Consider the following 23,477-nt stretch of genomic DNA (forward strand, 5'->3'; position numbering starts at 1 on the left):
GGCATCGTTGAAATGCCGTCTGAAAACCATTTCACTTGACAAACAGACTGACAGAAAACCCGTATGACTCTTTTAAAAAACGATACCTTCCTCCGCGCCCTGCTCAAACAGCCCGTCGAATACACACCGATTTGGATGATGCGCCAGGCGGGGCGTTATCTGCCCGAATACAAAGCCACACGCGCGAAAGCGGGCAGCTTCCTCGATTTGTGCAAAAACACCGGATTGGCGACCGAAGTCACCATCCAGCCTTTGGAACGCTTCGATTTGGACGCGGCGATTTTGTTTTCCGACATCTTGACCGTTCCCGATGCAATGGGCTTGGGGCTGTATTTTGCCGAAGGCGAAGGCCCGAAATTCGCACACGCCTTGCAACACGAATCCGACATCGCCAAGCTGCACGTTCCCGACATGGAAAAACTGCAATACGTTTTCGACGCGGTAACTTCCATCCGTAAAGCATTGGACGGCCGCGTACCGCTTATCGGCTTCTCCGGCAGCCCGTTCACGCTCGCCTGTTATATGGTCGAAGGCGGCGGCAGCAAAGAATTCCGCACCATCAAAACCATGATGTACTCGCGCCCCGATTTGCTGTACAAAATCCTCGATACCAACGCCCAAGCCGTTACCGCCTACCTCAACGCCCAAATCGACGCGGGCGCGCAGGCGGTGCAGATTTTCGACACTTGGGGCGGCGTGTTGAGCGACGCGGCGTTTAAAGAGTTCAGCCTCAAATACATCCGCCAAATCGTTGCCGGACTCAAACGTGAAAGCGAAGGTCGCCGCGTGCCTGTTATCGTGTTTGCCAAAGGCGGCGGGCTGTGGCTGGAAAGCATGGTCCAAATCGGCGCAGACGCATTGGGCTTGGACTGGACGTGCAACATCGGCGAAGCACGCCGCCGCGTCGGCAACCAAGTCGCCCTGCAAGGCAACTTCGACCCGTCCGCCCTCTTCGGTACGCCCGAATCCATCCGCACCGAGGTCGCACGTATCCTGACCGGCTACGGACACGGCAGCGGCCATGTCTTCAACCTCGGACACGGCATCAACCAACACGCCGACCCCGAACACGCCAAAATCTTAGTCGACACCGTACACGAGCTGTCGCGGCAGTATCACGGCGGGTAAGCCGGCAGGAAACCGCCCGATATGCCGTCTGAAGAATCGGAAGTTTTCAGACGGCATATGCTTCATTTTGCACTTTGGTACACCAAGCCATTGTGTGGTAGCTTGATATTGGGTAACCAAAAATCTTTTCCCTGCCAACCTTTGTCTTTATTTCCTACTACTTGATAAAGCGTAAGGAATAAATCATTGGGATATTTTTCTCCTAATTTACGGTCGTCTTCCGAAAGCATTGTGCCGGTTGCTCGAGAAAGTTTACGTCCGGTTTTGATCAAAACATAGGTTTTAAAACTTGGACGTTGTGCTTTTAATGCTTCTACACCAGCAATAAATTTTTCCTTATTCCAGTCATCTGGAACATAACGACCCAATTTATCTAGAACCAAGAATAAATCTTCTATATCTATTTGATATAAATCAGATTGAATTTCATCTTTCAAAATAGAAGGCAAAATTTTGTTAATCTCCGATAAATTATCTTCGTTTGGGTGGAGTGGAAAATAATTCACACCACCCACAATTTGATTGATACTATCGAATTTCAATACATTTTTTCGAGTTGGATTGATATTTTTCGGATAAATAACCTGAATATTGCCGCCTGAATTTTTTGCCTGCCCAATAATCAGATTATTTGCTTGATTGAGTTGTACAAAGAAGTAATAGACATCAAACGGAATATAAAGCCGTAATAATGATTTATCGCGGTCATATCCAAAAATACGCGAATGTTGCCAGAAAGTATCTGCATTCGGTTTTTTGGCAGTGCGACTATAATAAACCGTTTGTAGTTTCGGAATAGTCAAGCCACGACCAATCACATTACCACCAATAATGATGTTGAAACCTTTTTCTAAGTCAAAATCTGTTTCTGTCTGCGAGTTAACGACAAGAGTAGAGATTTGTTTATTCTCTAAAAGTGCTGTCAATTTTTCGTATATTTCATCAAAGTGATGAATATCGGGCTTGGTCTTTTGCAAATCCAAATAACTTTCTTTAAAGCTACCTGCAAGGTCTTCCCCATTATTGACTGCTTGCACTAAGTCATTTAAAAAGGCTTGGATCTTCTTTGAAAAGGCTTGATGATCTTGAATTTTATAGCTTGGATGTAGTGCAAAATTACAGTTAGCCTTATCACATAGCGCGAATTCTGCACAGGTTATTAGAAAACTAAGCAATGCCTGTTTTGCTCCTTCGGCAATTTCACCACTTTCGTCTTTCATATCATCCAATTCGCTATCAATAAAACGAACTATATAGCTTGGTGGATCAGAAAAGACAAAGTTGCCGCCGATGTATTTTTCGCCTGCTTCAAAGAAGTGGATAAATTCAGGTTGCCAATCAGATTCTTCATGTTGTAATAAAAGCGATTGAGGCGTGGCAGTCAACTGGATAAACAGGCTTTGACAACAGGAATTTTTGATGTCGTTTAGCAGTTTATTGATAGTACTGGCATCTTTAGCCGGCTTATCAGAATTAGTATTTAGGCTGGCAGCATCGGCTTCATCGTCCACAATAACCAAAGGATAGCCTTTCAGGCTACTTTGACTGGCAAACAAATTACGCCAACGTTTCAATACACGGGCATTCTTTTTAATCACGACCAAGATGGGGTTCTCTGCCTTCATTACTTCCATAAAACTTCGGTCGTCAGCTTCAGACAATACGATAAAGTTTTTCAGATTGGCTTTGGCTCGTTTGACTGTTTGATCCTGTAAATCTACGCTGTCAGTAGTAAGATACAAAAAAACTTTGTGGTCGCCATCATCAGCCAGCGCACTTAATACACCCAAAACCTGTGCCGTTTTGCCACTTTGAACATTGCCCAGCAATAAAACATTTTGGGCGATTTTCGGCTCGGTTTGTGACAATTTTTCCATAAAACCATCAACGGTATTTTTAACAGAATCAGCTAATTCGGGAGGGGTCAATTGGTTCAAGTAGGTTCGCAACATTTAGTTTTTCCCCTTAAATGAGAGCAGCCAAACATCAGGATTATCGGTTGAACGTAACTCAAAATGATCGTTACCGTATTCGCGTAGGGTTTCATGCGTAATCTTCTCGTTATTTTGCAGGCAGCCATGACTTTCCAAACGACCTTTAATCCATTTACCAAGTGTCTTTAAATCATTTTCTGAGCGGAAGTTTTTGGAGTAATCCCCCGATGTCTTGCATTGAAATTGCCAACCATCATCGGTAATAACTGTAAAAGACTTCAGAACCGGATACCCTTCTTGTGAAGTGATGTCTTTGGATACAATCAACTCTACTTCATACCAAGGTCGTGGTTTGACAAACCCTCGTTTATCTCGTCGACCTTCTCCAAAAAATACATTCAAATTACTTTTTTCTTCGGTTTTAGCTGGAATTGAGAAATGATATTCTGACGTTTGGGCAAATAATTGCCGAATCTGTTCTGGTGCAATTTTCTGAACACCCAAACAATTTTCTAAATGGCTATTATGTTCAATAAATTTACTTGGTCTTTCAACTTCTTGGATATTTTTGCCTAGCTTATGAATAGTACTTTGAATATCTGCCTGCAAAATCTGTGCAGGCTTACCGTTCAAATGCAACATAGTTTCATAAGTACGTTCCGTGCTATCCCAAAAACACGTTAAGTTAGCAGAACCAATTAATCCATTGATTTTTTGATAATTTTTAAAGGAATACATTTTGCCGTGAAATTTCACAAAGGGGGAAACATAGACGGCTCCTCTTTTCTCATGTCGCAAAAAATCATTTAGTTTACATAAGCTGTCATATTGTAAATGGCTAAAACCTTCCAAATAATGCATTCCGACCAATAAATCTATTTTTTGAATATGATCGTTTAGCTCCAAAATTTTATGTAACTCAACCACTGCGTCATTAGATACATAACCTGTCGCCATCAACACTTCATCCGCTGATTTAAATAAATCCATCCAAACCGCATTAAGAGATTTTTCAGTGATTTTGGCATTGGCGATATTGGAAAAAACTGTATTCATTGTTTTCCCCCTCGAATTTTGCTTAGTCGGTCATGGAATAAAATTTCTTTTTCTTCGACTAATTTCTCATGCAAATCTACTTTCTCATAGTTGTCTGAAAAAATCGGTAAAATGCTTTTTGCCAGTTCAACCACGCCCTGAGGAGGAACAGCATTACCAATCTGGCGACGTACTTCAGTTGTTGATCCGACAAACTCAAAATCATCAGGAAAACTTTGAAGCCTTGCTCGTTCTCTATTAGTAAAAGCACGCGGTTCAGGGAAGTGATAGCCCCAAGTACCACCGCCACCTGCTGCAATAATTGTTTTTGATGGCTCGTTCCGATGCATACGACGATAAACGTGGCTAATCATACCTTTCACATATAAAGGATGATCTTTAGGAATATCGGTAAAATTTCCACCTTCAGGAATTAATTCCAACATACGGCGTGTTTTATCGCTGATTTTCAGTAATTCATTATTACTGGCATTTTGTGGAATATTGGATATGGCCTGACCTGCTGTTACATATGGTTTTAAGCCGTTTTCGCCAGTTTCATTGTGCGTCGGTTCCGGATGGCGAAAATCAAATCCTGTATCCAAACGTACTCCGACAATCAGCACACGTTCACGAAATTGAGGTACGCCAAATTCTGCAAAGTTATACAGCTTCGCCTGAACGTAATAACCGCAATTTTCAAAGTCGGTAATAATTTGCTGGATGGCTTTTTTCTTGTTGGCAGTCAATAAACCTTTCACATTCTCAGCAACAAAAACTTTCGGTTTTTTTGCATTTACAAAACGTAAAAAGCTTTTATAAAGATTGCCGCGCTCACCCTCTAAGCCCGGCTGTTTCCAAATCATGGAAAAATCTTGACAAGGGAATCCGCCTAAAATGATGTCGCAATCGGGAATAGTTGGATCATTCGGATTAATTTGTTCAATATCACCTTCTACGATGACATCGCCGATATTTTTACGGAAACTTTCGCAAGCCCAATGGGAGAAATCGTTCGCCCAAACAGTTTCACAACCAGCTTGATGAAAGCCCAAATCCAAACCGCCACATCCTGAAAATAGAGATAGGATTTTTGGTTTGTTACTAGAAGAATTAAGATTTGAGATTTGTTTAGATAGCATAGGATTTCACTCCTATGCATAAATTTGATAAAAATCCTTGTATGGATTTTAAAGGTGAACTATGCTCTGAACGCAACGCAACGCAACGCAACGCAACGCAACGCAACGCAACGCAACGCAACGCAACGCAACGCAACGCAATTCTACCATTATATTTAATGGGAAAGTCATTGTTTGGGATTCCTGTTTTGTATTTTCCGTCATTATGCCGCAAAATAACAGAAAGCCACCCTTGTTTGTATCGTGATATGGTCTTGTAATCAAAATTAACAAACTAATAATAAAAAATTTTTTAGAAAAGAAGTTTCAGACGATTTTTTTACACTTCAAAAATCCCATAGGGAAAACATCATGGCAAAAACGCTTAAAACCCTTTACCAATGCACCGAATGCGGCGGCACTTCCCCGAAATGGCAGGGCAAATGTCCGCATTGCGGCGAGTGGAACACGCTTCAGGAAAGCTTTGCCGCGCCCGAGCCGAAAAACGCCCGATTCCAATCTTGGGCGGCGGACACTTCGACCGTCCAATCCCTCTCCGCCGTTACCGCTGCCGAAGTGCCGCGCAATCCGACCGGTATGGGCGAACTCGACCGCGTATTGGGCGGCGGTTTGGTCGATGGCGCGGTCATCCTGCTCGGCGGCGATCCCGGCATCGGCAAATCCACGCTGTTGTTGCAAACCATCGCCAAAATGGCGCAAAGCCGCAAAGTGCTGTACGTTTCCGGCGAAGAATCCGCCCAACAGGTCGCCCTGCGCTCGCAACGTTTGGAACTGCACGCCGAAGGCGTAAACCTGCTTGCCGAAATCCGCATGGAAGCGATTCAGGCGGCCTTGAAACAGCATCAGCCCGAAGTCGTCGTTATCGATTCCATCCAAACCATGTATTCCGACCAAATCACGTCCGCCCCCGGTTCCGTGTCGCAGGTGCGCGAATGTGCCGCCCAACTGACGCGTATGGCGAAACAAATGGGTATCGCCATGATACTGGTCGGACACGTTACCAAAGACGGAGCGATTGCCGGCCCGCGCGTGCTGGAACATATGGTCGATACCGTGCTGTATTTCGAGGGCGACCAACATTCCAACTACCGCATGATACGCGCCATCAAAAACCGTTTCGGCGCGGCAAACGAATTGGGCGTGTTCGCGATGACCGAAAACGGTTTGAAAGGCGTATCCAACCCGTCCGCCATCTTCCTCGCCAGCTACCGCGACGACACGCCCGGTTCGTGCGTTTTGGTTACACAGGAAGGCAGCCGCCCGCTTTTGGTCGAAATTCAGGCATTGGTCGATGACGCGCACGGCTTCACACCCAAACGCCTCAGCGTCGGATTGGAACAAAACCGCCTTGCGATGCTGCTTGCCGTGTTAAACCGGCACGGCGGCATCGCCTGTTTCGATCAGGATGTTTTTTTAAACGCCGTCGGCGGCGTGAAAATCGGCGAACCGGCGGCGGATTTGGCGGTCATCCTCGCGATGCTTTCCAGCTTCCGCAACCGCCCTATGCCTGAAAAAACCGTGGTCTTCGGTGAAATCGGCCTAAGCGGCGAAGTCCGCCCCGTCGCACGCGGACAAGAGCGGCTCAAAGAAGCGGAAAAGCTCGGCTTCAAACGCGCCATCGTCCCCAAAGCCAATATGCCGCGCAATGCCAAAGAGTTTCCGAACCTGAAAATCCACGGCGTTTCAAGTTTGCAGGAAGCCATCGATATTTGCCGCGACAGCAGGGAATAAACGGAAATGCCGTCTGAAATCAGGTTTCAGACGGCATTTGGTTTGTGGCGGATTGAAACAAGAAGGCATACCGGCGACAGATAAGATTTGCGGCAAAGTTGCCTGTGATATGGCAAAACGCATACGCCCGTCATCCCTGCGAAGGCGGGAATCCGGAATCGTCCGTTTCGGCAATGATTGGAAATCACGGTAACCCAACCGCTTGGATTCCCGACTTCGGGGGAATGAGGGGCGTGTGCATTTGATTTCCATCCGCCATATGTCGGCGACGGGCTTATTCGCCTACGGTTTTTTGTATCAGTTTTTCGGCGTTTGCCAAAGTGTTTGCCACTTCGTCGAAACTGATGCGGCTGCCGACGATGAGGGCGCGCGTATCGGTATAGGCGGTGCGTACTTTGCCGTCCGTTTCGGTAACGAGGACGCGCAGGGGCAGTTGCAGGGCGAAGGCGGGGTCTTTGACCATCAGCGGCGTACCGGCCTTGGGCGTGCCGAAGACGATGACTTTTGCCGGCTGCATGGTCAGGCCGTTTCGGCGTGCCGCTTCCTGATGGTCGATGACGGCAAAAATGTCCATCCCTTTGCTTTTTATGGCGGTTTCAAGGCGGCTGACGGTTTCGTCAAAACTGTATTTCGAGGTGAGGGTGTGCGTGGTCATAGCGGTTTCGTTTTGGGTGGGCGGTTTGCCGGCAGGGTGTGCCGAAGCGGTTGAAATGCAGAGTGCGGATGCGGCGATCAGGGGGAGTATGTGTTTCATCGTATTTCCTTATCGGTTTGTTTATCGGGCTTCGGACGGGGCGGCACGCGCCGCGCCTGATGCCGTGCCGCGTGCCGGAACGCCGTATGCCGTCTGAAAGCCTGTCCTTTCAGACGGCATTGCGTCATTTCATCCCTTTTTTGAGCAGGTCTTCATAACCGCCGTGATTGGCAACATTTGTATAACCTGCTTTTTTCAGCTCTTGAAGGGCGGCTTCGGCACGCCGTCCGCTGCGGCAGTAGAGGTTGACCGGCGTGTCTTTGTCGGGCGCGGCTTCGTATATGCGGCGGACGATTTGGTCGACGGGGATGTTGACCGCGTTGTGCAAATGACCTTCGCTAAATTCCTGTTCGGAACGGACATCGATCCAAACGGCTGAATGTTGCGCGGTTTGGGCGGCGGATACGGGTTTTTGCGGGGCTGCCTGCGTGGCAAAGGCGGCTGAGGCAATGAGTGCGGCGGTAATCAATTGTTTGATATTCATAGGGTTCTCCTGCGGTTGTCGTCTTAAGGGACGGGAAGTTATTTTATCTGTTCCAAAGCGGCGGCATCTATGTCCCAACGCCAAACGCCGCCGCCTTTGCCATCCAATCCGCGCAAAAACAGGTAGCGGACGGAAACGGCGGCGGGCGGTTGTCCGCGCAGTTTGAAGTAGCGCGCGGCGGCAACGGCGTAAATCAGTGCCTGAAGGTAATAGTGCTGGTGCGCGACGGCTTCGTCCATCGCCTGCCGCGTGTAGGCGGATAGGTGGTTGGATTTGTAGTCGATGATGCAGATATTGCCGTCGGGGTCTTGGCAGACCATATCGATAAAGCCGTTTAAAAAGCCGTTGACGGTGTGGAAGTCGATCGTCTCGGCGGCGGCACGGCAGACTTCGGGCAGCCTGATGTCGTCGCGGGCAAGCCAGTCGCGCAGCCGTTTGAGGCCGAAGTCTTCGGTGTGGAGGGTAAAGCCCATTTCGGGACGGCGGCACCCGGGCGGGATGTCGGACAGGCCGTATGCCCCAGTCAGCGGCGTTTTGCGGCAGGCTTCCGCCATTTCGGCAACGGCGGGCAGCCATATTTCTTCAAAACCGTATTTTTTCAGCTTGTCGGCAATGAGGGTTTCCTGTTCGGCGGCTGCTTGTCCGAATTTGAAATCTTCAAGAATTTCGTGCAGGCACAGCCCCGCCTGCGTGCCTTTCGGAAAGTCGTGTATCGATATGCCGTCTGAAGCCGTCGGCGTTTCAGACGGCATCGCCGGCACCGAGGTTTCGGCGGCATCCAAGGACGGGCAGGCATCTTCTTCGCCGCCGTCGGGCGTTTGGGTATGGCGGCTTAAGGCGGTAAAGCTGGTGTGGCGGACAAATCGGAATCCGCGTTCGGGAATGCTGTTTGCGGCAAATTCGGCGGCTTGATCGGCGTTGCCGCGATAGGCGGCAGGGGGCGGCGCATCTTCTGTGAAGGCGAAATCCGTGCCGGCCGGGGCATTGTCCGCCACGCGCCGCCAGTTGCGTTTGAGCATCGTTATGCCGTCTTTTTCACACGCATAGGTACGGCGGACGGTTTCGCGGCTGTCTTGCGGCAAGCCTTCGATCAGGTAGGCGAGGGGGTTGTCGGCGGTATCGGAAGAATAGGCGGCGTAGATGTTGAGCTGTTCCTCGGCACGCGTCAGCGCGACATAAAGCAGGCGCAGGCGTTCCGCCATTTCTTCGTCGGCGTATTGCTTCTGTTCGCTTTCCGACAGTTGCGCCTTTGCCAAAAGTTCGGCCCGGTTTGCGCCTTGGTGGAGGATTTGCCAGTCGGACGGTCCGGTATCTTGCGCGTCCCACGCAAACGGGCAGTACACCAGCGGATACTGCAAACCTTTCGAGGCGTGCATGGTAACGATTTTGACCAAATCTTCGTCGCTTTCCAAACGGATGGCGCGGTTGTCGCCGCCGTTGTTGCCGGCCAGGCTGATTTGATCGCGCAGCCATTTGTGCAGTGCGGCGGGGTTGCGGTTTTGCGCGTCTTCGGCGGCAAGCAGTTCGAGCAGTTGGAAATAATTGGTCAGGCTGCGCCCGTTGTTCCGGCTTAAGAGGCGCGTTTCGATGCCGTGTGTTTGGGAAAACTGCTGCATAGCGGCGAAAATGCCGTATTTTTGCCATATGTCGAGCGCGGTTCGGGCAGATTCCGCCCAATGCAAAATCTCGCTTTCGTTTTGGTTGAAGTCGTGCAATTGCTGCGCGTCATAACCGAATATGCCGCTTGTCAGGACAAAGCGCAGCGTTCCGGCGCGGCGCGGTTCGAGCCAGAAGCCGATGAGCGCGGACAGGGCGGCGGCTTCGGGCGAGGCGAACACGGATTCGCGCGAAAGCAGGACGCTTTGCACCTGCCGTTTTTTCAGTGCGGCGGAAATCATCACCGCCTCGTTGTGCGTGCGTACCAGAACGGCAATATCGCCCGACTGCAACGGGCGGCCTTTGAAATTCAGACGGCCTCCGGAGGCTTCGTTGAGCGCGTGGGCGATTTCGTCGGCGCAATAGTCGGCGGCACGGCGGCGCAAAACGTCTTTGTTGGCTTTTTCATTGTCGTTTTCGTGCAGCCAACGGAGCTGTACGGCAGGACGTTTGGGCGACAACCTGCTTTCGGCACGCGCCGCACCGACTTCCGAATAGCCGATGTTTTCCAAAACGAACGGGCGTTCTTTGAGGCGGAACAGCGCGCCGATGCTGCCGATAAGCGCGGCGTGGCTGCGGTAGTTGGTGGCGAGCGTGTAGCGGTGCCGCGCGTCTTCCGCCGCCTGAAGGTAGGCGTAAATGTCCGCACCGCGAAAGCTGTAAATCGCCTGTTTGGGGTCGCCGACGAGGAACAGCGGGCGGTTTCGGGCGATGAAAATCTTTTGGAAGATTTCGTATTGCAGCGGGTCGGTGTCTTGGAACTCGTCGATCAGCGCGATTTCCCAGTTTTCGGCAACGGCGCGGGCGGGGGTTTCGGCGTGCGGATTGTCGGTCAGCGCGGTGTGGACATCGAGCAGCAGGTCGTCGAAACCGCGTTCGCGGCGCGATTTTTTCATTTCGGCAAGGCTGCTGTTGAGATATTCGATTAAATCCAGTTGCAGCCGGATCATTGTTGTTTCTTCCGCTTCTTCGAGTGCGTTCAAATCGCGCCCGAAGTCTGCCAGTTTCTGCAATTCGGCAAATACTGCCGCATCGGGCGTTTTGCCTTTTTTCAGTCCGGCTTCAAGTTTGTCGGATGAGAGTTTCAAGAGCCGTTCGTGCGTGTCTTTGTCCAGACAGGGCAGTTGTCCGGCGGCGGATTTTTGTGCCAGTTCTTTAAAAAGGTTGCCGAAGCTGTTTTTGCGGTAACTGTTGCCGTTGAGGTCGGGATGGATGCGCCAAAAGCCGGCTTCCAGCTCGGGCAGCAGGCGGCAGACGGTTTGCCATGAGGTTTCGGCGTCGCGCTGCGCCTGTTTCAAATCCGCCTGCGGACGGCGGAAATTCAGGTACGGGCGGGACAGGTAGGCGCGGATTTGGGCAAGGACGGTTTGCGGCACAGCTTTGCGTTTAAACGCCAATGCGGCAAGCACCGGGTCGCCGCTGACGCGTTCCCGCCAAAAATCTTGAGCCGGGACAAGCAGGCGGTCGCCGTCTTCTTCGGTCAGTTCGACATCGAACGGTGCTTGGCACAGGAAGGCGTAGTCGCGCAGGATGCGCTGGCAGAAGCCGTGGATGGTGTAGATGGCGGCGTTGTCGAATTGCCCGATGGCGGCCTTGAGGCGGACAATCAGACGCGTCCGGCTTTCTTTTTGCAAAGCCTGTTCCAAGAGTGCGGGCAGGAAGGTGTCGCCTTCGTGGTGTTCGGCGCAGTAGGCGGCAATGCCGTCTGAAAGCGTGTCGTCTCCAAGTTCGGCAATTTCTTTGCTTTCCAAAACCTGCAACACATCGTCCAAACGCGCGCGCAGGCGTGTTTTCAGCTCGGCAGTGGCGGCTTTGGTGAAGGTAACGACCAATACGCGCTCGACGCTTTTTTGTTCCAATACGATCAGGCGCGTAAACAGGGCGGCAATGCCGTAGGTTTTGCCGGTGCCGGCAGAGGCCTCAATCAGGTTGGTGCCGGAAATGGGGGCGGTCAGCGGGTCGAATGCTCGGATGGGTGCGGACATAGCGTGTATGAAAACGGTTGGACGGTAAAACGGGAAAATGCCGTCTGAAAAAGGGTTTCAGACGGCATCGTCCGGCTTAGAGGTTTTGCAGGCGTTCGACGGACGGCGCGTAGTAGTATCCGCCCGAAACGGCGGCGGAGAGGTGTCGGAGCAGCAGGTCGGTTTTGCCGTCCGTGTCGCCGAACATACTCAATAATTGCGCTTCGATATTATGCAGCGTGCGGCAGTATGCGGTAAACATCAAACCGTGTTCGCCGCTGATTTTGCCGAAGGGCAGGCTGCGGCGGACGATTTTCAGGCCGACTCCGTTTTCTTTCAGGTTGACGCGGCCGAGGTGCGAATCGGGCAGGCGGACATCGCGGCTGAATTCGTCGTCGGTTTCCTTGCTGCGTCCGACCGAGGCCTCCTGTTCGGCGACGGGGACGGCATCCCATTTTTTCAAATCGTGCAGGTATTTTTGCAGCAGGACATAGCTGCCGCCTGCATCGGGCAGCCCTTCGGGGATGATGGCGACTTCGCGGATTGTTTCATCGCCTTGCGGGTTTTCCGTGCCGTCGACGAAACCGTCCAGCCCGCGATCCTGATACAGGCGCAAACCGTGTTCTTCGGACGCGACGCATATGCTGTCGCCGAACGCGCCCAAAACGGATTGGGCAAGCGCGTAGGCTGCGTTTTGGCGGAAGGATTGGATGTGGATGGACATATCGTGCTGCGTGGACGGCGCAAGCCCGTTGCCCATTTCGGGGAAGGGTTTGATTTCACTGCCTTCATCCGTGTGTCCGAATGTTGCCCAAGCTTTGCTGCCGAAGGCGATGGTCAGACCCAAAATATCGTCCGGAAAGCGGGCTTTCAAGGCGGATAACGCGTCGAGCGAAGCGCGGCAGGCGGCTTTAATATCGTTGAGGCGGTTGGCGGCGAAGTCGGCTTCGATAAAGATGCCGGCTTGGGCGTGGTCGGGAATGATGGCGGATTGGGGCGTGTTCATGAGATGTTCCTTTTTGGTGTCATCTGTTTCGGGTGGATTATAGCACCGAATCGGCAGGCGGATTTTTGCCGGAACGGCGTGCGTGAATCCGCCGTTTGCATACCTGATGCCGCTTTTCGGTTTCGTGCCGCCCGCCGCCTTTCCCGCCCCCTTTATTTCCGCTTCCGGCGGCTTCGGCATATCTTTCCCATTCCGATTTGGAATAACCATATAAAAAAAGTATTCTTTGTGTTTGCCGCAATTTCACTTAGAATGCCGCACTTGCACACTTTTTACAGGAGGGAATGATGTTGAAAAAATTCGTACTCGGCGGCATTGCCGCATTGGTTTTGGCGGCCTGCGGCGGTTCGGAAAGCGGCAGCGGAGCATCTTCCGCGCCTGCACAATCGGCAATTTCCGGTTCTTTAATCGAGCGCATCAACAATAAAGGCACGGTTACCGTCGGCACGGAAGGCACTTACGCACCGTTTACCTACCACGACAAAGACGGCAAACTGACCGGTTACGACGTGGAAGTAACCCGCGCCGTGGCGGAAAAACTGGGCGTAAAAGTCGAGTTTAAAGAAACGCAATGGGATTCGATGATGGCGGGTTTGAAAGCCGGACGTTTCGACGTGGTGGCAAACCAAGTCGGCCTGACCAGCCCCGAACGCCAGGCGACATTTGACAAATCCGAACCTTACAGCTGGAGCGGTGCGGTTTTGGTTGCGCATAACGACAGCAACATTAAATCCATAGCCGACATCAAAGGCGTGAAAACCGCGCAATCCCTGACCAGCAACTACGGCGAAAAAGCCAAAGCCGCAGGTGCGGAACTCGTGCCGGTGGACGGTTTGGCGCAATCGCTGACCCTGATTGAACAAAAACGCGCCGATGCGACGTTGAACGATGAATTGGCGGTTTTGGACTATCTGAAGAAAAACCCGAATGCGGGGGTGAAAATCGTGTGGTCCGCGCCTGCCGATGAAAAAGTCGGTTCCGGTCTGATTGTCAACAAGGGCAATGACGAGGCCGTGGCGAAATTCAGCACGGCAATCAACGAGCTGAAAGCCGACGGCACGTTGAAAAAACTGGGCGAACAATTCTTCGGAAAAGACATCAGTGTTCAATAATTTCCTTGCCTCTCTGCCGTTTATGACGGAAACACGCGCTGATATGCTCATCAGCGCGTTTTGGCCCATGGTTAAAGCCGGCTTTACAGTGTCTTTGCCTTTGGCGATCGCTTCTTTCGTTATCGGCATGATTATTGCCGTAGCCGTTGCTTTGGTAAGAATCATGCCTTCCGGCGGTATTTTCCAAAAATGCTTGTTGAAGCTGGTGGAATTTTATATTTCCGTCGTTCGCGGTACGCCGCTGTTGGTTCAGCTTGTGATTGTGTTTTACGGGCTGCCGTCCGTCGGCATCTATATCAATCCGATTCCCGCCGCCATCATCGGCTTTTCGCTCAATGTCGGCGCATACGCTTCCGAAACCATACGCGCGGCGATTTTGTCCGTGCCGAAAGGGCAGTGGGAAGCAGGTTTCTCCATCGGTATGACCTATATGCAGACGTTCCGCCGCATCGTCGCACCGCAGGCATTCCGCGTCGCCGTTCCGCCGTTGAGCAACGAGTTTATCGGCTTGTTCAAAAACACCTCGCTTGCCGCCGTGGTAACGGTAACGGAGCTTTTCCGTGTCGCACAGGAAACGGCAAACCGCACTTATGACTTTTTGCCTGTCTATATCGAAGCTGCATTGGTTTATTGGTGTTTCTGTAAAGTGCTGTTTTTGATTCAGGCGCGTTTGGAAAAACGTTTCGACCGTTATGTCGCCAAATAAGGAGTTGTCATGATTAAAATCCGCAATATCCATAAGACCTTTGGCGAAAACACCATTTTGCGCGGCATCGATTTGGATGTGGGCAAAGGGCAGGTGGTCGTCATCCTCGGGCCTTCCGGCTCGGGTAAAACAACATTTCTGCGCTGCCTAAACGCGTTGGAAATGCCCGAAGACGGACAAATCGAGTTCGACAACGCGCGGCCGTTATGCATTGATTTTTCCAAAAAAACAAGCAAACACGATATTTTGGCACTGCGCCGCAAGTCCGGAATGGTATTCCAACAATACAACCTCTTCCCGCATAAAACCGTGTTGGAAAACGTGATGGAAGGGCCGGTTGCCGTACAGGGCAAGCCTGCCGCCCAAGCGCGCGAAGAGGCTTTGAAACTGCTGGAAAAAGTCGGCTTGGGCGATAAAGTGGATTTGTATCCCTACCAGCTTTCCGGCGGTCAGCAGCAGCGTGTCGGTATCGCCCGCGCACTGGCGATTCAGCCTGAATTGATGCTGTTTGACGAACCCACTTCCGCGCTGGACCCCGAGTTGGTGCAAGACGTGTTGGACGCCATGAAGGAATTGGCGCGGGAAGGTTGGACGATGGTCGTCGTTACCCACGAAATCAAGTTCACGCTGGAAGTTGCCACGAACGTCGTCGTGATGGACGGCGGCGTTATCGTAGAGCAGGGCAGCCCGAAAGAGTTGTTCGACCACCTCAAACACGAACGGACGCGGAGATTTTTAAGCCAAATCCAATCTGCCAAGATTTGATTGGCTACTTGTGAAAAATGCCGTCTGAAAGTTTCAGACGGCATTTTTTCTATTTTTACAGAGGCCAGATTAAATGCGGATTGCTTTCGATGACGGCTTTGAATCGGTTTTGAATGCGCTCGATGGCTGCTTGCGTATCCGCTTCAAAACGCAACACCAAAATCGGCGTGGTATTGGAAGCACGCATCAGACCGAAGCCGTCGGGAAATTCAACGCGCAGGCCGTCGATGGTGATGATTTCGGTTGCGCCTTCAAATTCGGCTTTGGCGGCGAGTTCTTCGATAACTTGATGCCCGTTGCTGCCTTCGGGCAGGGAGATGTTGAGTTCGGGCGTGGAAATGCTTTGCGGCAGGTTGTCCAACACTTCGGACGGATTGTCGGAGGCGGACAGGATTTCCAAGAGGCGTGCGCCGGCATACAGGCCGTCGTCGAAGCCGAACCAGCGTTCTTTAAAGAAAACGTGTCCGCTCATTTCGCCGGCAACCAGTGCACCGGTTTTTTTCATAGCGGATTTGATGAAGCTGTGGCCGGTTTTTTCCATTATGGCTTCTCCGCCGTGTTCTTTAATCCACGGGGCAAGCAGGCGTGTGGATTTGACATCGAAAATGACTTTCGCGCCGGGATTGCGGTTCAAAACGTCTTGGGCGAACAGCATCAGTTGGCGGTCGGGATAAATAATGTTGCCGTCTTTGGTAACCACGCCCAAGCGGTCGGCATCGCCGTCAAACGCCAAGCCGATTTCGGCATCGCCGTTTTTCAGCGCGGCAATCAAATCTTGCAGGTTTTCCGGTTTGGAAGGATCAGGGTGGTGATTAGGGAAATTGCCGTCCACTTCGCAGAAAAGTTCGGTCACTTCGTTGCCCAAACCTTTGTAGAGTTTGCCGGCAAACGCGCCGCCCACGCCGTTGCCCGCGTCGATGGCGATGTTTATCGGGCGTTTGAGTTTGACGTGTCCGACGATGTGGTCGTGGTATGCGCCGGAGATGTCTTTTTCGGTTACGCTGCCTTGTTTGTCGGCGGCAACAAAACCGTCTTTCTCAACAATAGCTAAAAGTTCTTGAATGGCTTCGCCTGCGAGCGTGTCGCCGCCGAGCATCATTTTGAAACCGTTGTAATCGGGCGGATTGTGGCTGCCGGTAATCATCACTCCGCTGCCGCCGCATTCGTTGACGGCTGCGAAGTAGAGCATAGGAGTGGCAACCATGCCGACATTGAGTACGCCGATACCGCTGTCGGTCAGGCCGCGTTGGATGTGCTCCATCAGTTCGGGGCCGCTCAAGCGTCCGTCGCGTCCGAGCGCGATGCGGGCGATACCTTTTTCGGCGGCTTTGGCGGCGATGGCCCTGCCGATGAAATAAGCGGCATCGTCGGTCAGGGTTTTGCCGACGATGCCACGGATGTCGTAGGCTTTGAAGATGTCGCGGGTGATGCTTGCCATAAGGTTTCCTTTGTGTCCGTTTAGGAAAAACGGGCGTATTTTAACATAGCGGTATGCCGTCTGAAGGCTTGCGTCCGGTTTTCAGACGGCATAGCCCGGTTACATCAAATAACATGCCGTCTGAAATAAAAGCAGCCTTTTATGCAGGCTGCTTTCGGATTGCCGGTTTATACTGCTTCGGCTTTAATGATGATGACAGGTTCGGTCGGCACATCGTCGTGGTAGCCGTGGCGTTTGGTGGATACGCTTTCGATGGCATCGACAACGTCAAAACCGTCAACGACTTTACCGAATACGGCATAGCCCCAGTCTTGGACGACGGTTTTGCCGTACAGCTCTTTAGAACGGAAGTTTAGGAAAGCGTTGTCGGCAGTGTTGATGAAGAATTGCGCGCCGGCGGAATGGGGGTCGGAAGTGCGCGCCATGGCGATGGTGTATTTATCGTTGGGCAGGCCGTTGGACGCTTCGTTTTGAATCGGATCGCGGGTTTCTTTTTCGTTCATGTTTTCATCCATGCCGCCGCCTTGAATCATGAAGCCTTTGATGACGCGGTGGAAGATTACGCCGTCGTAGAAGCCGTCTTTGACGTATTGCTCGAAGTTTTTGGCGGTAACAGGGGCTTTGTCGAAATCGAGTTCGATTTTGATGTCGCCTTTGTTGGTGTGCAGGATAATCATGGGTTTTCCTTTCGTTAGAATCCGGTTTTGAATTATTCGACAAATTGTGTCTGAACGACAAACTTCAAGGTCGTCTGAAAAATATTCTTTCAGACGGTCTTGTTGTTTAGGTCGATGGTTTACATCAGTACAGCATAAGCCCACAGAGCAACCAATACTACGCATAGGATGTTCAGCAGTATGCCGACATTCATCATTTCTCGTTGTTTGATTAAGCCCGTGCCGAACACAATCGCGTTAGGCGGCGTGGCAACCGGCAGCATGAAGGCGCAAGATGCGGCGATGCCGATGACGAATACCAAGACTTGTTCGGGCAGCCCCATCTGCATAGCGATGCCGGAGAAAATCGGTACAAGCAGGGCGGCGGAGGCGGTGTTGCTGGTGAACTCGGTCAGAAAAATAATGAAGGCGGCGACGATGAGTATCACCAAAAATGCGGGCGCGCCGGAAAAGGTGGCGGCAACCTGCTGTCCCAAGGCTTCGGACGCGCCGGATGTTTTCAACAGCGTGCTCAGGCTGATGCCGCCGCCGAAGAGCATCAACACGCCCCAGTCGGTATTGCGGGCGACTTCCTTCCATTGCGCCACGCCGAAGACGACGACGGCGACGGCGGCACTCAGGGCGATAACGGTGTCGGGATTGGAAATGCCGAAGGCGGTTTTGATTTTGGAGCCGAATATCCACGCGGCGGCTGTGGCAAGGAAAATCAACAGCGCGATGACGCGGTGCAGCGTCCAAGGGATGGATTCGGCTTTGATTTCCACGCGTTCGTTCAAATTAGGTTTGAGGATGACGTACAGGGAGAGCAGCATCAAGGGCAGAATCAACAGCATCATCGGCAGGCCGAGCTTCATCCAGCCGACGAAGTCCAGATTTAGGGCTTTGGCGGCAATCAGGTTGGGCGGCGAGCCGACGAGCGTGCCCAAGCCGCCGATGCTGGCGCAATAGGCGATGCCGAGCAGGAGGAAGACGTAGGTTTTGTGTTCTTTTTCCCGGTCGAGGTGGCTCAGCATACCCATTGCTAGAGGCAGCATCATCGCGGCGGTGGCGGTGTTGCTGATCCACATGGACAGAAAGGCAGTAACGAGGAACAACATCAAAACCGCCACTTTCATATTGCCGCGCGACAGGCGCAACAGGCTGACGGCGATTTTACGGTCCAGCCGCTGCATATGCAGGGCGGTGGCAAGCGCGAAGCCGCCGAAAAAAATGTAGATAATCGGGTTGGAAAAATCAGCCATCGCCTTTTTGATGTCCATGTCGGGGAAACCGAGTACGACGGCGAGAATCGGCACCATCAGTGCGGTTACGGTAATGTGGACGGCTTCGGTAAACCAAAGTGCGGCAACGAAAATCAGCAGCGCGATACCTTTATTGGCATCGGGGCTGTAAGGCAGGATGTGGTAAATGCCGAAACAGACGACGGCGGAAATAATGGTGGTCAGCAAACCCTTAAAGTCGGTAATCGGCTTCTGCGCACTGAGCAGCTCGACGTTTTCGGGATGCTGGGTTTTGTCCTTTGCATGCAGGTTCATGAATGCTCCTTTAAGGCAACAAAATCGGTTTTTCTTTTGTGTCGTGCAATCCGAAACGGTCTGCGAAACCGTCGGTTCTGCAACCGCTTCGAGTATATTTGTAATTCGGTGTAGTGTAAATATATTGTAAACGATTTGTCGGTTTTGTTTATGAGATGGGATTGATATGTAAGGGGAAAAACAGGATGCATCAGGGGGATTCATCCTGTTTGGGAGAAATAAACCGATTTAGTCCGGGCGGCAGGCAGAACGCGCGGCAAAGAGGGCAAGGGCTGCGCCCGTCAGGTCGGCAAGGACATCGCCCAAACTGCCGGTTCGCGTTGCAGTAAACCATGCCTGGGCGCATTCGCTGCCGACGGCAAAACAGAAGGCGAACGCAATCAGGCTGCGGTAGGGGATGGGAAGTTTTCCGGTTTTGAATGCTTTGGCCAGAAGCAAGATTTGTGCGAAAAACAGGGCAAGGTGTGCTGCTTTGTCGAAATGTGGAAACGGCGGCGGCGCGGTGTCGGCAGCTTTGAAGAGCAGCGAATAGATGCCGCCGGCAAACCACAATGCGGAAAGCAGGCTGAAGCGGTTGCGCGGCAGCTTCATGCCGCCTCCTCGTCCAGCCACGTTTGGCAGATTTTGGACAGGCGCAGGAATTTGCCGCCGCGTGCGGCAAGTATGTCGCGCCATTGTGCCACTTCTTCGGCGGACGGTGCGTCGTCGATGCTGCATTCGTACAGCAGGAAATCGAGGGTTTCTTCGATGACGGGGATGGATTCGGTTTGGATAAGCTGCTTGAGTTCGGTCATGACTGTTCGGATACGGAAATCGGGAAAATGCCGTCTGAAAGGGCTTCAGACGGCATTGGATTATTTGCTGTGCAGGAAGCGCGTTGCCTCTTCCCATTTGCCGGAAATGATGTCGGGTACGGCCTGCAGGGATTTGGCGACGGCATCGTCGATTTGCCGGCGGTGTTCCGCGCTCGGTTTGTTCAAGACGTAGCCGACGACGAGGTTGCGGTCGCCGGGGTGGCCGATGCCGAGGCGCAGGCGGTAATAGTCTGCCGTGCCGAGTTTTGCCTGAATGTCTTTCAAGCCGTTGTGTCCGCCGTTGCCGCCGCCGAGTTTGAATTTGATCCGTCCGCAAGGGATGTCGAGTTCGTCGTGGACGACGAGGATTTCTTCGGGTTTGATTTTGTAGAACTGTGCAAGCGCGGCAACCGCCTGTCCGGAACGGTTCATGAACGTGGCCGGTTTGAGCAGCCAAACATCGCCGTCGGGCAGGGCGGCGCGGGCAACTTCGCCGAAGAATTTTTTTTCTTCTTTAAACGAAGCCTTCCATTTCCACGCCAGTTCGTCGAGGAACCAAAAGCCCGCATTGTGGCGGGTCTGTTCGTATTCTTTGCCCGGGTTGCCCAAGCCGACAACCATTTTGATTGTGTTTGACATGATATTTTCCGTGTTTCTGTCGAATGCCGTCTGAAGGCTTCAGACGGCATGGTTATTCTTCTTGATTTTGAACGCGTTTGCGGCGCGCTTCTTTGGGGTCGATCAACAGCGGGCGGTACACTTCGATGCGGTCGCCGTCGCGCAGCGGCGTGTCGTCTTTGACGGCTTTGCCGAAAATGCCCAAAGGCGCGGAATGCAGGTTTAAATTTTCAAATATGCCGTCCAAACCGCTTTGCAGTGCGGCGGTGCGGACGGTTGTTCCCTCGGCAAGCTGCATGGTTTTCAAAACCTGTCGGTCGGGCAGACCGTACACAATCTCAATTTCAAGCATAACGGCGGTCTGCCTCTTTGACGAACGCTTCGACCAGCGTGGCGGAAAGGTGGTTGAAGACGGGGGAAATTAAGGCGGACAAAACGGCATTGGAAAAATCGTATTCCAAATTGAATTCGATTTTGCACATATCGTCGCCCAAATCGATAAATTTCCACGTTCCACGTAAGGTTTTGAACGGGCCTTCGAGCAGTTCCATACGGATTTCCCTGCCGGGGATGTTGCGGTTGTGCGTGGCAAACGATTGGCGAACGCGCATATAATCCATAAACAGCCGCGCCTTCAGTTCGTTGCCGCTACGCCCGATGACCTCGGTCTTGCTGTACCACGGCAGAAAGTGCGGGTAATCCTCAACCTTGTCGACCAGCTCGAACATTTTGTCCGCGCCGTGCAGCACCAAGATGTTTTTTTCAACTTTTTTCACGGGCATCACCAATGCGGGCGTGTATTCGAAGGGCGGTATTATAGCGGTTTAATTTTAAACCGGTACAGCCTTGCCCCGTTCTGATTTCAATTTAAACCGCCATATCGCAGATTCGCAAAAACCGATACGGCTTTGGCGTTTCAGACGGCATTGAGCGGAAAATGCCGTCTGAAAACGGGATGGGAAAACGGCAGCTTGCGGGCTGCCGTTTGTTCGGGAAGTTAAGCCTTGTTTTCAGGCTGCTGCCCGGACTCTGTCGAGGCGGTGTCTGCCGGGGCAGGTGCTTCGGTTTTTTCCCGAGTCGGAGCGTGCGGCGCGTTATCTTCCGCCGCGTCCGCATTCTCGCGCAGGTTGTGGCTGTAATCCTTGGGCGGGCTGGGTTGTTTGCCCGCCATAATTTCCAGTACCTGATCGCGGTCTATGGTTTCCCATTCCATCAGGGCTTTGCACATCGTTTCCATCTTGTCGCGGTTTTCATCGAGGATTTTGTAGGCAACCTGATACTGCTCGTCCAAAATCCGGCGGATTTCCGCGTCGATGTCCTGCTGGGTTTTCTCGGAAATGTTTTGCGAACGGGTTACGCTGCGCCCCAAGAAGACTTCGCCTTCGTTTTCCGCATAAACCATCACGCCCATTTTGTCGCTCATGCCGTAGCGCGTTACCATTTCGCGTGCCATTTGGGTTGCGCGTTCAAAGTCGTTTGATGCACCGGTGGAGATGCGTCCGACGAAGATGTCTTCGGCAATCCGTCCGCCGAACAGGATGGAGAGCTGGCTCAACATCTGATCTTTATACATACTGATGCGGTCGCGCTCCGGAAGCTGCCAAGTCAGACCCAGCGCACGTCCGCGCGGCATAATGGTTACTTTGTGGACGGGGTCGGTAAAGGGCAGGCTTTCGGCAACAATCGCGTGTCCGGACTCATGATACGCCGTCGCACGTTTTTCGTCTTCGTGCATCACCATACTGCGGCGTTCCGGACCCATATAGATTTTGTCTTTGGCGTCTTCAAAATCGCTTTGATCGACTTTGACTTTGTTGCGGCGGCCGGCAAACAGGGCGGCTTCGTTGACCAGGTTCGCCAAATCCGCGCCGGAAAAACCGGGCGTGCCGCGCGCGAGGGACAATAAATCCACAGATTCGTCCAAAGGCACTTTTTTAGAATGGACGTTCAAAATCTGTTCGCGCCCCCGGATGTCCGGCAGGGGGACGACGACTTGGCGGTCGAAGCGGCCGGGGCGTTGCAGCGCAGGATCGAGTACGTCGGGGCGGTTGGTTGCCGCAATCACAATTACAGTCTGATTGCTCTCAAAACCGTCCATTTCAACCAATAATTGGTTTAATGTTTGCTCGCGCTCATCATTGCCGCCGCCCAAACCTGCGCCGCGTTGGCGGCCTACCGCGTCAATCTCGTCGATAAAGATAATGCATGGGGCGTTTTTCTTTGCCTGCTCGAACATATCGCGGACGCGGCTTGCACCGACACCGACGAACATTTCGACAAAATCGGAACCGGAAATGCTGAAGAACGGCACGCCGGCCTCGCCTGCAATGGCTTTCGCCAAGAGTGTTTTACCGGTTCCCGGGCTGCCCGCCAGCAGGATGCCGCGCGGAACACGGCCGCCGAGGCTTTGATAGCGGTTCGGTGCTTTGAGGTAATCGACGATTTCCTGCACTTCTTCTTTGGCTTCGTCGCAGCCGGCGACATCGGCAAAGGTAACTTTGTTGGCATCTTTGTCCAGCAGGCGGGCGCGGCTTTTGCCGAAGGAGAATGCGCCGCCTTTTCCGCCGCCGCCCGCCTGCATACGCATAAAGTAGAACCATGCGCCAATCAGCAGCAGGACGGGCAGCAGGCTGTAAAACAGGGCAGTCAGCGCGCTCGGTTTTTCTTCCGGCGTTACTTTTACGCGGACGTTTTTGTTCAAAAGGGTTTGAATCAGGTTGTCATCCAAGGGCGCGTTGGTGAAGAAGGTGCTTTTGTCGGTGCGCTCGCCTTTAATCAGGTAACCGCTGACGACGGATCCTTCGATGTTGACGCCGGATACTTCGCCGTTGTTGACCTGTCGGATGAACTGAGAATATTCGATTTGCCCGTTGTCTTCTTTTTTGCCGTCCAAAGCGTTGAACGCAGCCATCAGGCCGATACCCAAGGCGACCCAGACAAGGATTGATTTAAAGGTGTTCCCCACTTAGCAAGGCTCCATAATTGAGGTGTAAAACGG

The 23,477-nt window shown here is 52.3% G+C and carries 21 protein-coding genes; 5 read left to right on the forward strand and 16 right to left on the reverse strand.

Translation table 11 applies throughout. The features are described from left to right. Positions 1-63 precede the first annotated feature (63 nt). Positions 64-1,128, forward strand: a complete 1,065-nt coding sequence (gene hemE, locus DFR77_RS00615; protein WP_003692759.1) for a uroporphyrinogen decarboxylase — start codon at positions 64-66, stop codon at positions 1,126-1,128. A 62-nt stretch (positions 1,129-1,190) separates the two neighbouring features. On the opposite strand, the gene DFR77_RS00620 is transcribed toward hemE, so the two are convergent. Genes DFR77_RS00620 through DFR77_RS00630 form a run of 3 tightly spaced genes read right to left on the reverse strand, consistent with a single transcriptional unit; the run spans position 1,191 to position 5,239 of the window. Further along, the gene (locus DFR77_RS00620; protein ID WP_003687775.1) at positions 1,191-3,080 is read right to left on the reverse strand and encodes a Z1 domain-containing protein; all 1,890 of its coding nucleotides are present in this window, start codon (positions 3,078-3,080) and stop codon (positions 1,191-1,193) included. Beyond that, complete coding sequence (locus tag DFR77_RS00625; RefSeq protein ID WP_003687776.1) at positions 3,081-4,118, reverse strand: restriction endonuclease PLD domain-containing protein; 1,038 nt, start codon at positions 4,116-4,118, stop codon at positions 3,081-3,083. After that, positions 4,115-5,239: a DNA cytosine methyltransferase gene (locus tag DFR77_RS00630; protein WP_003687777.1), complete on the reverse strand. Its 1,125-nt coding sequence runs from the start codon at positions 5,237-5,239 to the stop codon at positions 4,115-4,117. The genes DFR77_RS00625 and DFR77_RS00630 overlap by 4 nt, the downstream gene beginning before the upstream one ends. 351 nt (positions 5,240-5,590) lie before the next feature. On the opposite strand from DFR77_RS00630, the gene radA reads away from it, so the two are divergent. Then, entirely contained in the window at positions 5,591-6,970 is a 1,380-nt protein-coding gene (gene radA, locus DFR77_RS00640; RefSeq protein ID WP_003687778.1) for a DNA repair protein RadA, read from the forward strand. 274 nt (positions 6,971-7,244) lie between these two features. On the opposite strand, the gene DFR77_RS00650 is transcribed toward radA, so the two are convergent. The 4 genes from DFR77_RS00650 to DFR77_RS00670 all read right to left on the reverse strand — a co-directional run bounded on the left by DFR77_RS00650 (position 7,245) and on the right by DFR77_RS00670 (position 12,834). Continuing rightward, complete coding sequence (locus DFR77_RS00650; protein WP_003692767.1) at positions 7,245-7,724, reverse strand: DUF302 domain-containing protein; 480 nt, start codon at positions 7,722-7,724, stop codon at positions 7,245-7,247. A gap of 124 nt (positions 7,725-7,848) precedes the next feature. After that, complete coding sequence (locus DFR77_RS00660; RefSeq protein WP_003687781.1) at positions 7,849-8,208, reverse strand: rhodanese-like domain-containing protein; 360 nt, start codon at positions 8,206-8,208, stop codon at positions 7,849-7,851. Positions 8,209-8,246: 38 nt separating this feature from the next. Beyond that, positions 8,247-11,849 (reverse strand): exodeoxyribonuclease V subunit beta, encoded by a 3,603-nt coding sequence (gene recB / locus DFR77_RS00665; RefSeq protein ID WP_003692769.1) that lies wholly within the window; start codon positions 11,847-11,849, stop codon positions 8,247-8,249. A 76-nt stretch (positions 11,850-11,925) separates the two neighbouring features. Further along, positions 11,926-12,834 (reverse strand): Dyp-type peroxidase, encoded by a 909-nt coding sequence (locus DFR77_RS00670; RefSeq protein ID WP_010357322.1) that lies wholly within the window; start codon positions 12,832-12,834, stop codon positions 11,926-11,928. Positions 12,835-13,118: 284 nt separating this feature from the next. Here DFR77_RS00670 and DFR77_RS00680 point away from each other — a divergent pair, with 284 nt between their 5' ends. From DFR77_RS00680 to DFR77_RS00690, 3 genes are read left to right on the forward strand one after another with little or no spacing between them, the layout of a single operon-like run. Continuing rightward, entirely contained in the window at positions 13,119-13,946 is an 828-nt protein-coding gene (locus DFR77_RS00680) for an amino acid ABC transporter substrate-binding protein (protein WP_113852017.1), read from the forward strand. Further along, positions 13,936-14,652: an amino acid ABC transporter permease gene (locus DFR77_RS00685; protein ID WP_003687787.1), complete on the forward strand. Its 717-nt coding sequence runs from the start codon at positions 13,936-13,938 to the stop codon at positions 14,650-14,652. The genes DFR77_RS00680 and DFR77_RS00685 overlap by 11 nt, the downstream gene beginning before the upstream one ends. Before the next feature lie 9 nt (positions 14,653-14,661). Further along, positions 14,662-15,417, forward strand: coding sequence for an amino acid ABC transporter ATP-binding protein (locus DFR77_RS00690; protein ID WP_003692771.1), 756 nt, complete (start codon positions 14,662-14,664; stop codon positions 15,415-15,417). A 55-nt stretch (positions 15,418-15,472) separates the two neighbouring features. Here the strand turns inward: DFR77_RS00690 and DFR77_RS00695 are convergent, their stop codons facing one another. From DFR77_RS00695 to ftsH, 9 genes are all read right to left on the reverse strand, one after another. After that, entirely contained in the window at positions 15,473-16,855 is a 1,383-nt protein-coding gene (locus DFR77_RS00695) for a phosphomannomutase/phosphoglucomutase (RefSeq protein ID WP_003699590.1), read from the reverse strand. 167 nt (positions 16,856-17,022) lie between these two features. Further along, complete coding sequence (locus DFR77_RS00700) at positions 17,023-17,532, reverse strand: peptidylprolyl isomerase (protein WP_003687796.1); 510 nt, start codon at positions 17,530-17,532, stop codon at positions 17,023-17,025. 119 nt (positions 17,533-17,651) lie between these two features. Next, on the reverse strand, positions 17,652-19,067 hold the full coding sequence (locus DFR77_RS00705) for an SLC13 family permease (protein WP_010359883.1): 1,416 nt from the start codon (positions 19,065-19,067) through the stop codon (positions 17,652-17,654). Between the two features lie 228 nt (positions 19,068-19,295). Then, a complete protein-coding gene (locus DFR77_RS00715) occupies positions 19,296-19,658 on the reverse strand; it encodes a VanZ family protein (RefSeq protein ID WP_003690830.1) in 363 nt (120 codons plus the stop codon). Then, positions 19,655-19,861, reverse strand: a complete 207-nt coding sequence (locus DFR77_RS00720) for a hypothetical protein (protein WP_002213975.1) — start codon at positions 19,859-19,861, stop codon at positions 19,655-19,657. The genes DFR77_RS00715 and DFR77_RS00720 overlap by 4 nt, the downstream gene beginning before the upstream one ends. 60 nt (positions 19,862-19,921) lie before the next feature. Beyond that, the gene (gene pth, locus DFR77_RS00725; RefSeq protein WP_003687802.1) at positions 19,922-20,500 is read right to left on the reverse strand and encodes an aminoacyl-tRNA hydrolase; all 579 of its coding nucleotides are present in this window, start codon (positions 20,498-20,500) and stop codon (positions 19,922-19,924) included. Positions 20,501-20,552: 52 nt separating this feature from the next. Then, positions 20,553-20,831 (reverse strand): RnfH family protein, encoded by a 279-nt coding sequence (locus DFR77_RS00730; RefSeq protein WP_003687804.1) that lies wholly within the window; start codon positions 20,829-20,831, stop codon positions 20,553-20,555. Then, positions 20,824-21,255, reverse strand: a complete 432-nt coding sequence (locus DFR77_RS00735; RefSeq protein WP_025455777.1) for a type II toxin-antitoxin system RatA family toxin — start codon at positions 21,253-21,255, stop codon at positions 20,824-20,826. The genes DFR77_RS00730 and DFR77_RS00735 overlap by 8 nt, the downstream gene beginning before the upstream one ends. Before the next feature lie 221 nt (positions 21,256-21,476). Continuing rightward, positions 21,477-23,444, reverse strand: coding sequence for an ATP-dependent zinc metalloprotease FtsH (ftsH, locus tag DFR77_RS00740; protein ID WP_003687806.1), 1,968 nt, complete (start codon positions 23,442-23,444; stop codon positions 21,477-21,479). Positions 23,445-23,477: the final 33 nt, after the last annotated feature.

It is taken from the genome of Neisseria gonorrhoeae (assembly GCF_003315235.1).
GTDB classification, from domain to species: domain Bacteria; phylum Pseudomonadota; class Gammaproteobacteria; order Burkholderiales; family Neisseriaceae; genus Neisseria; species Neisseria gonorrhoeae.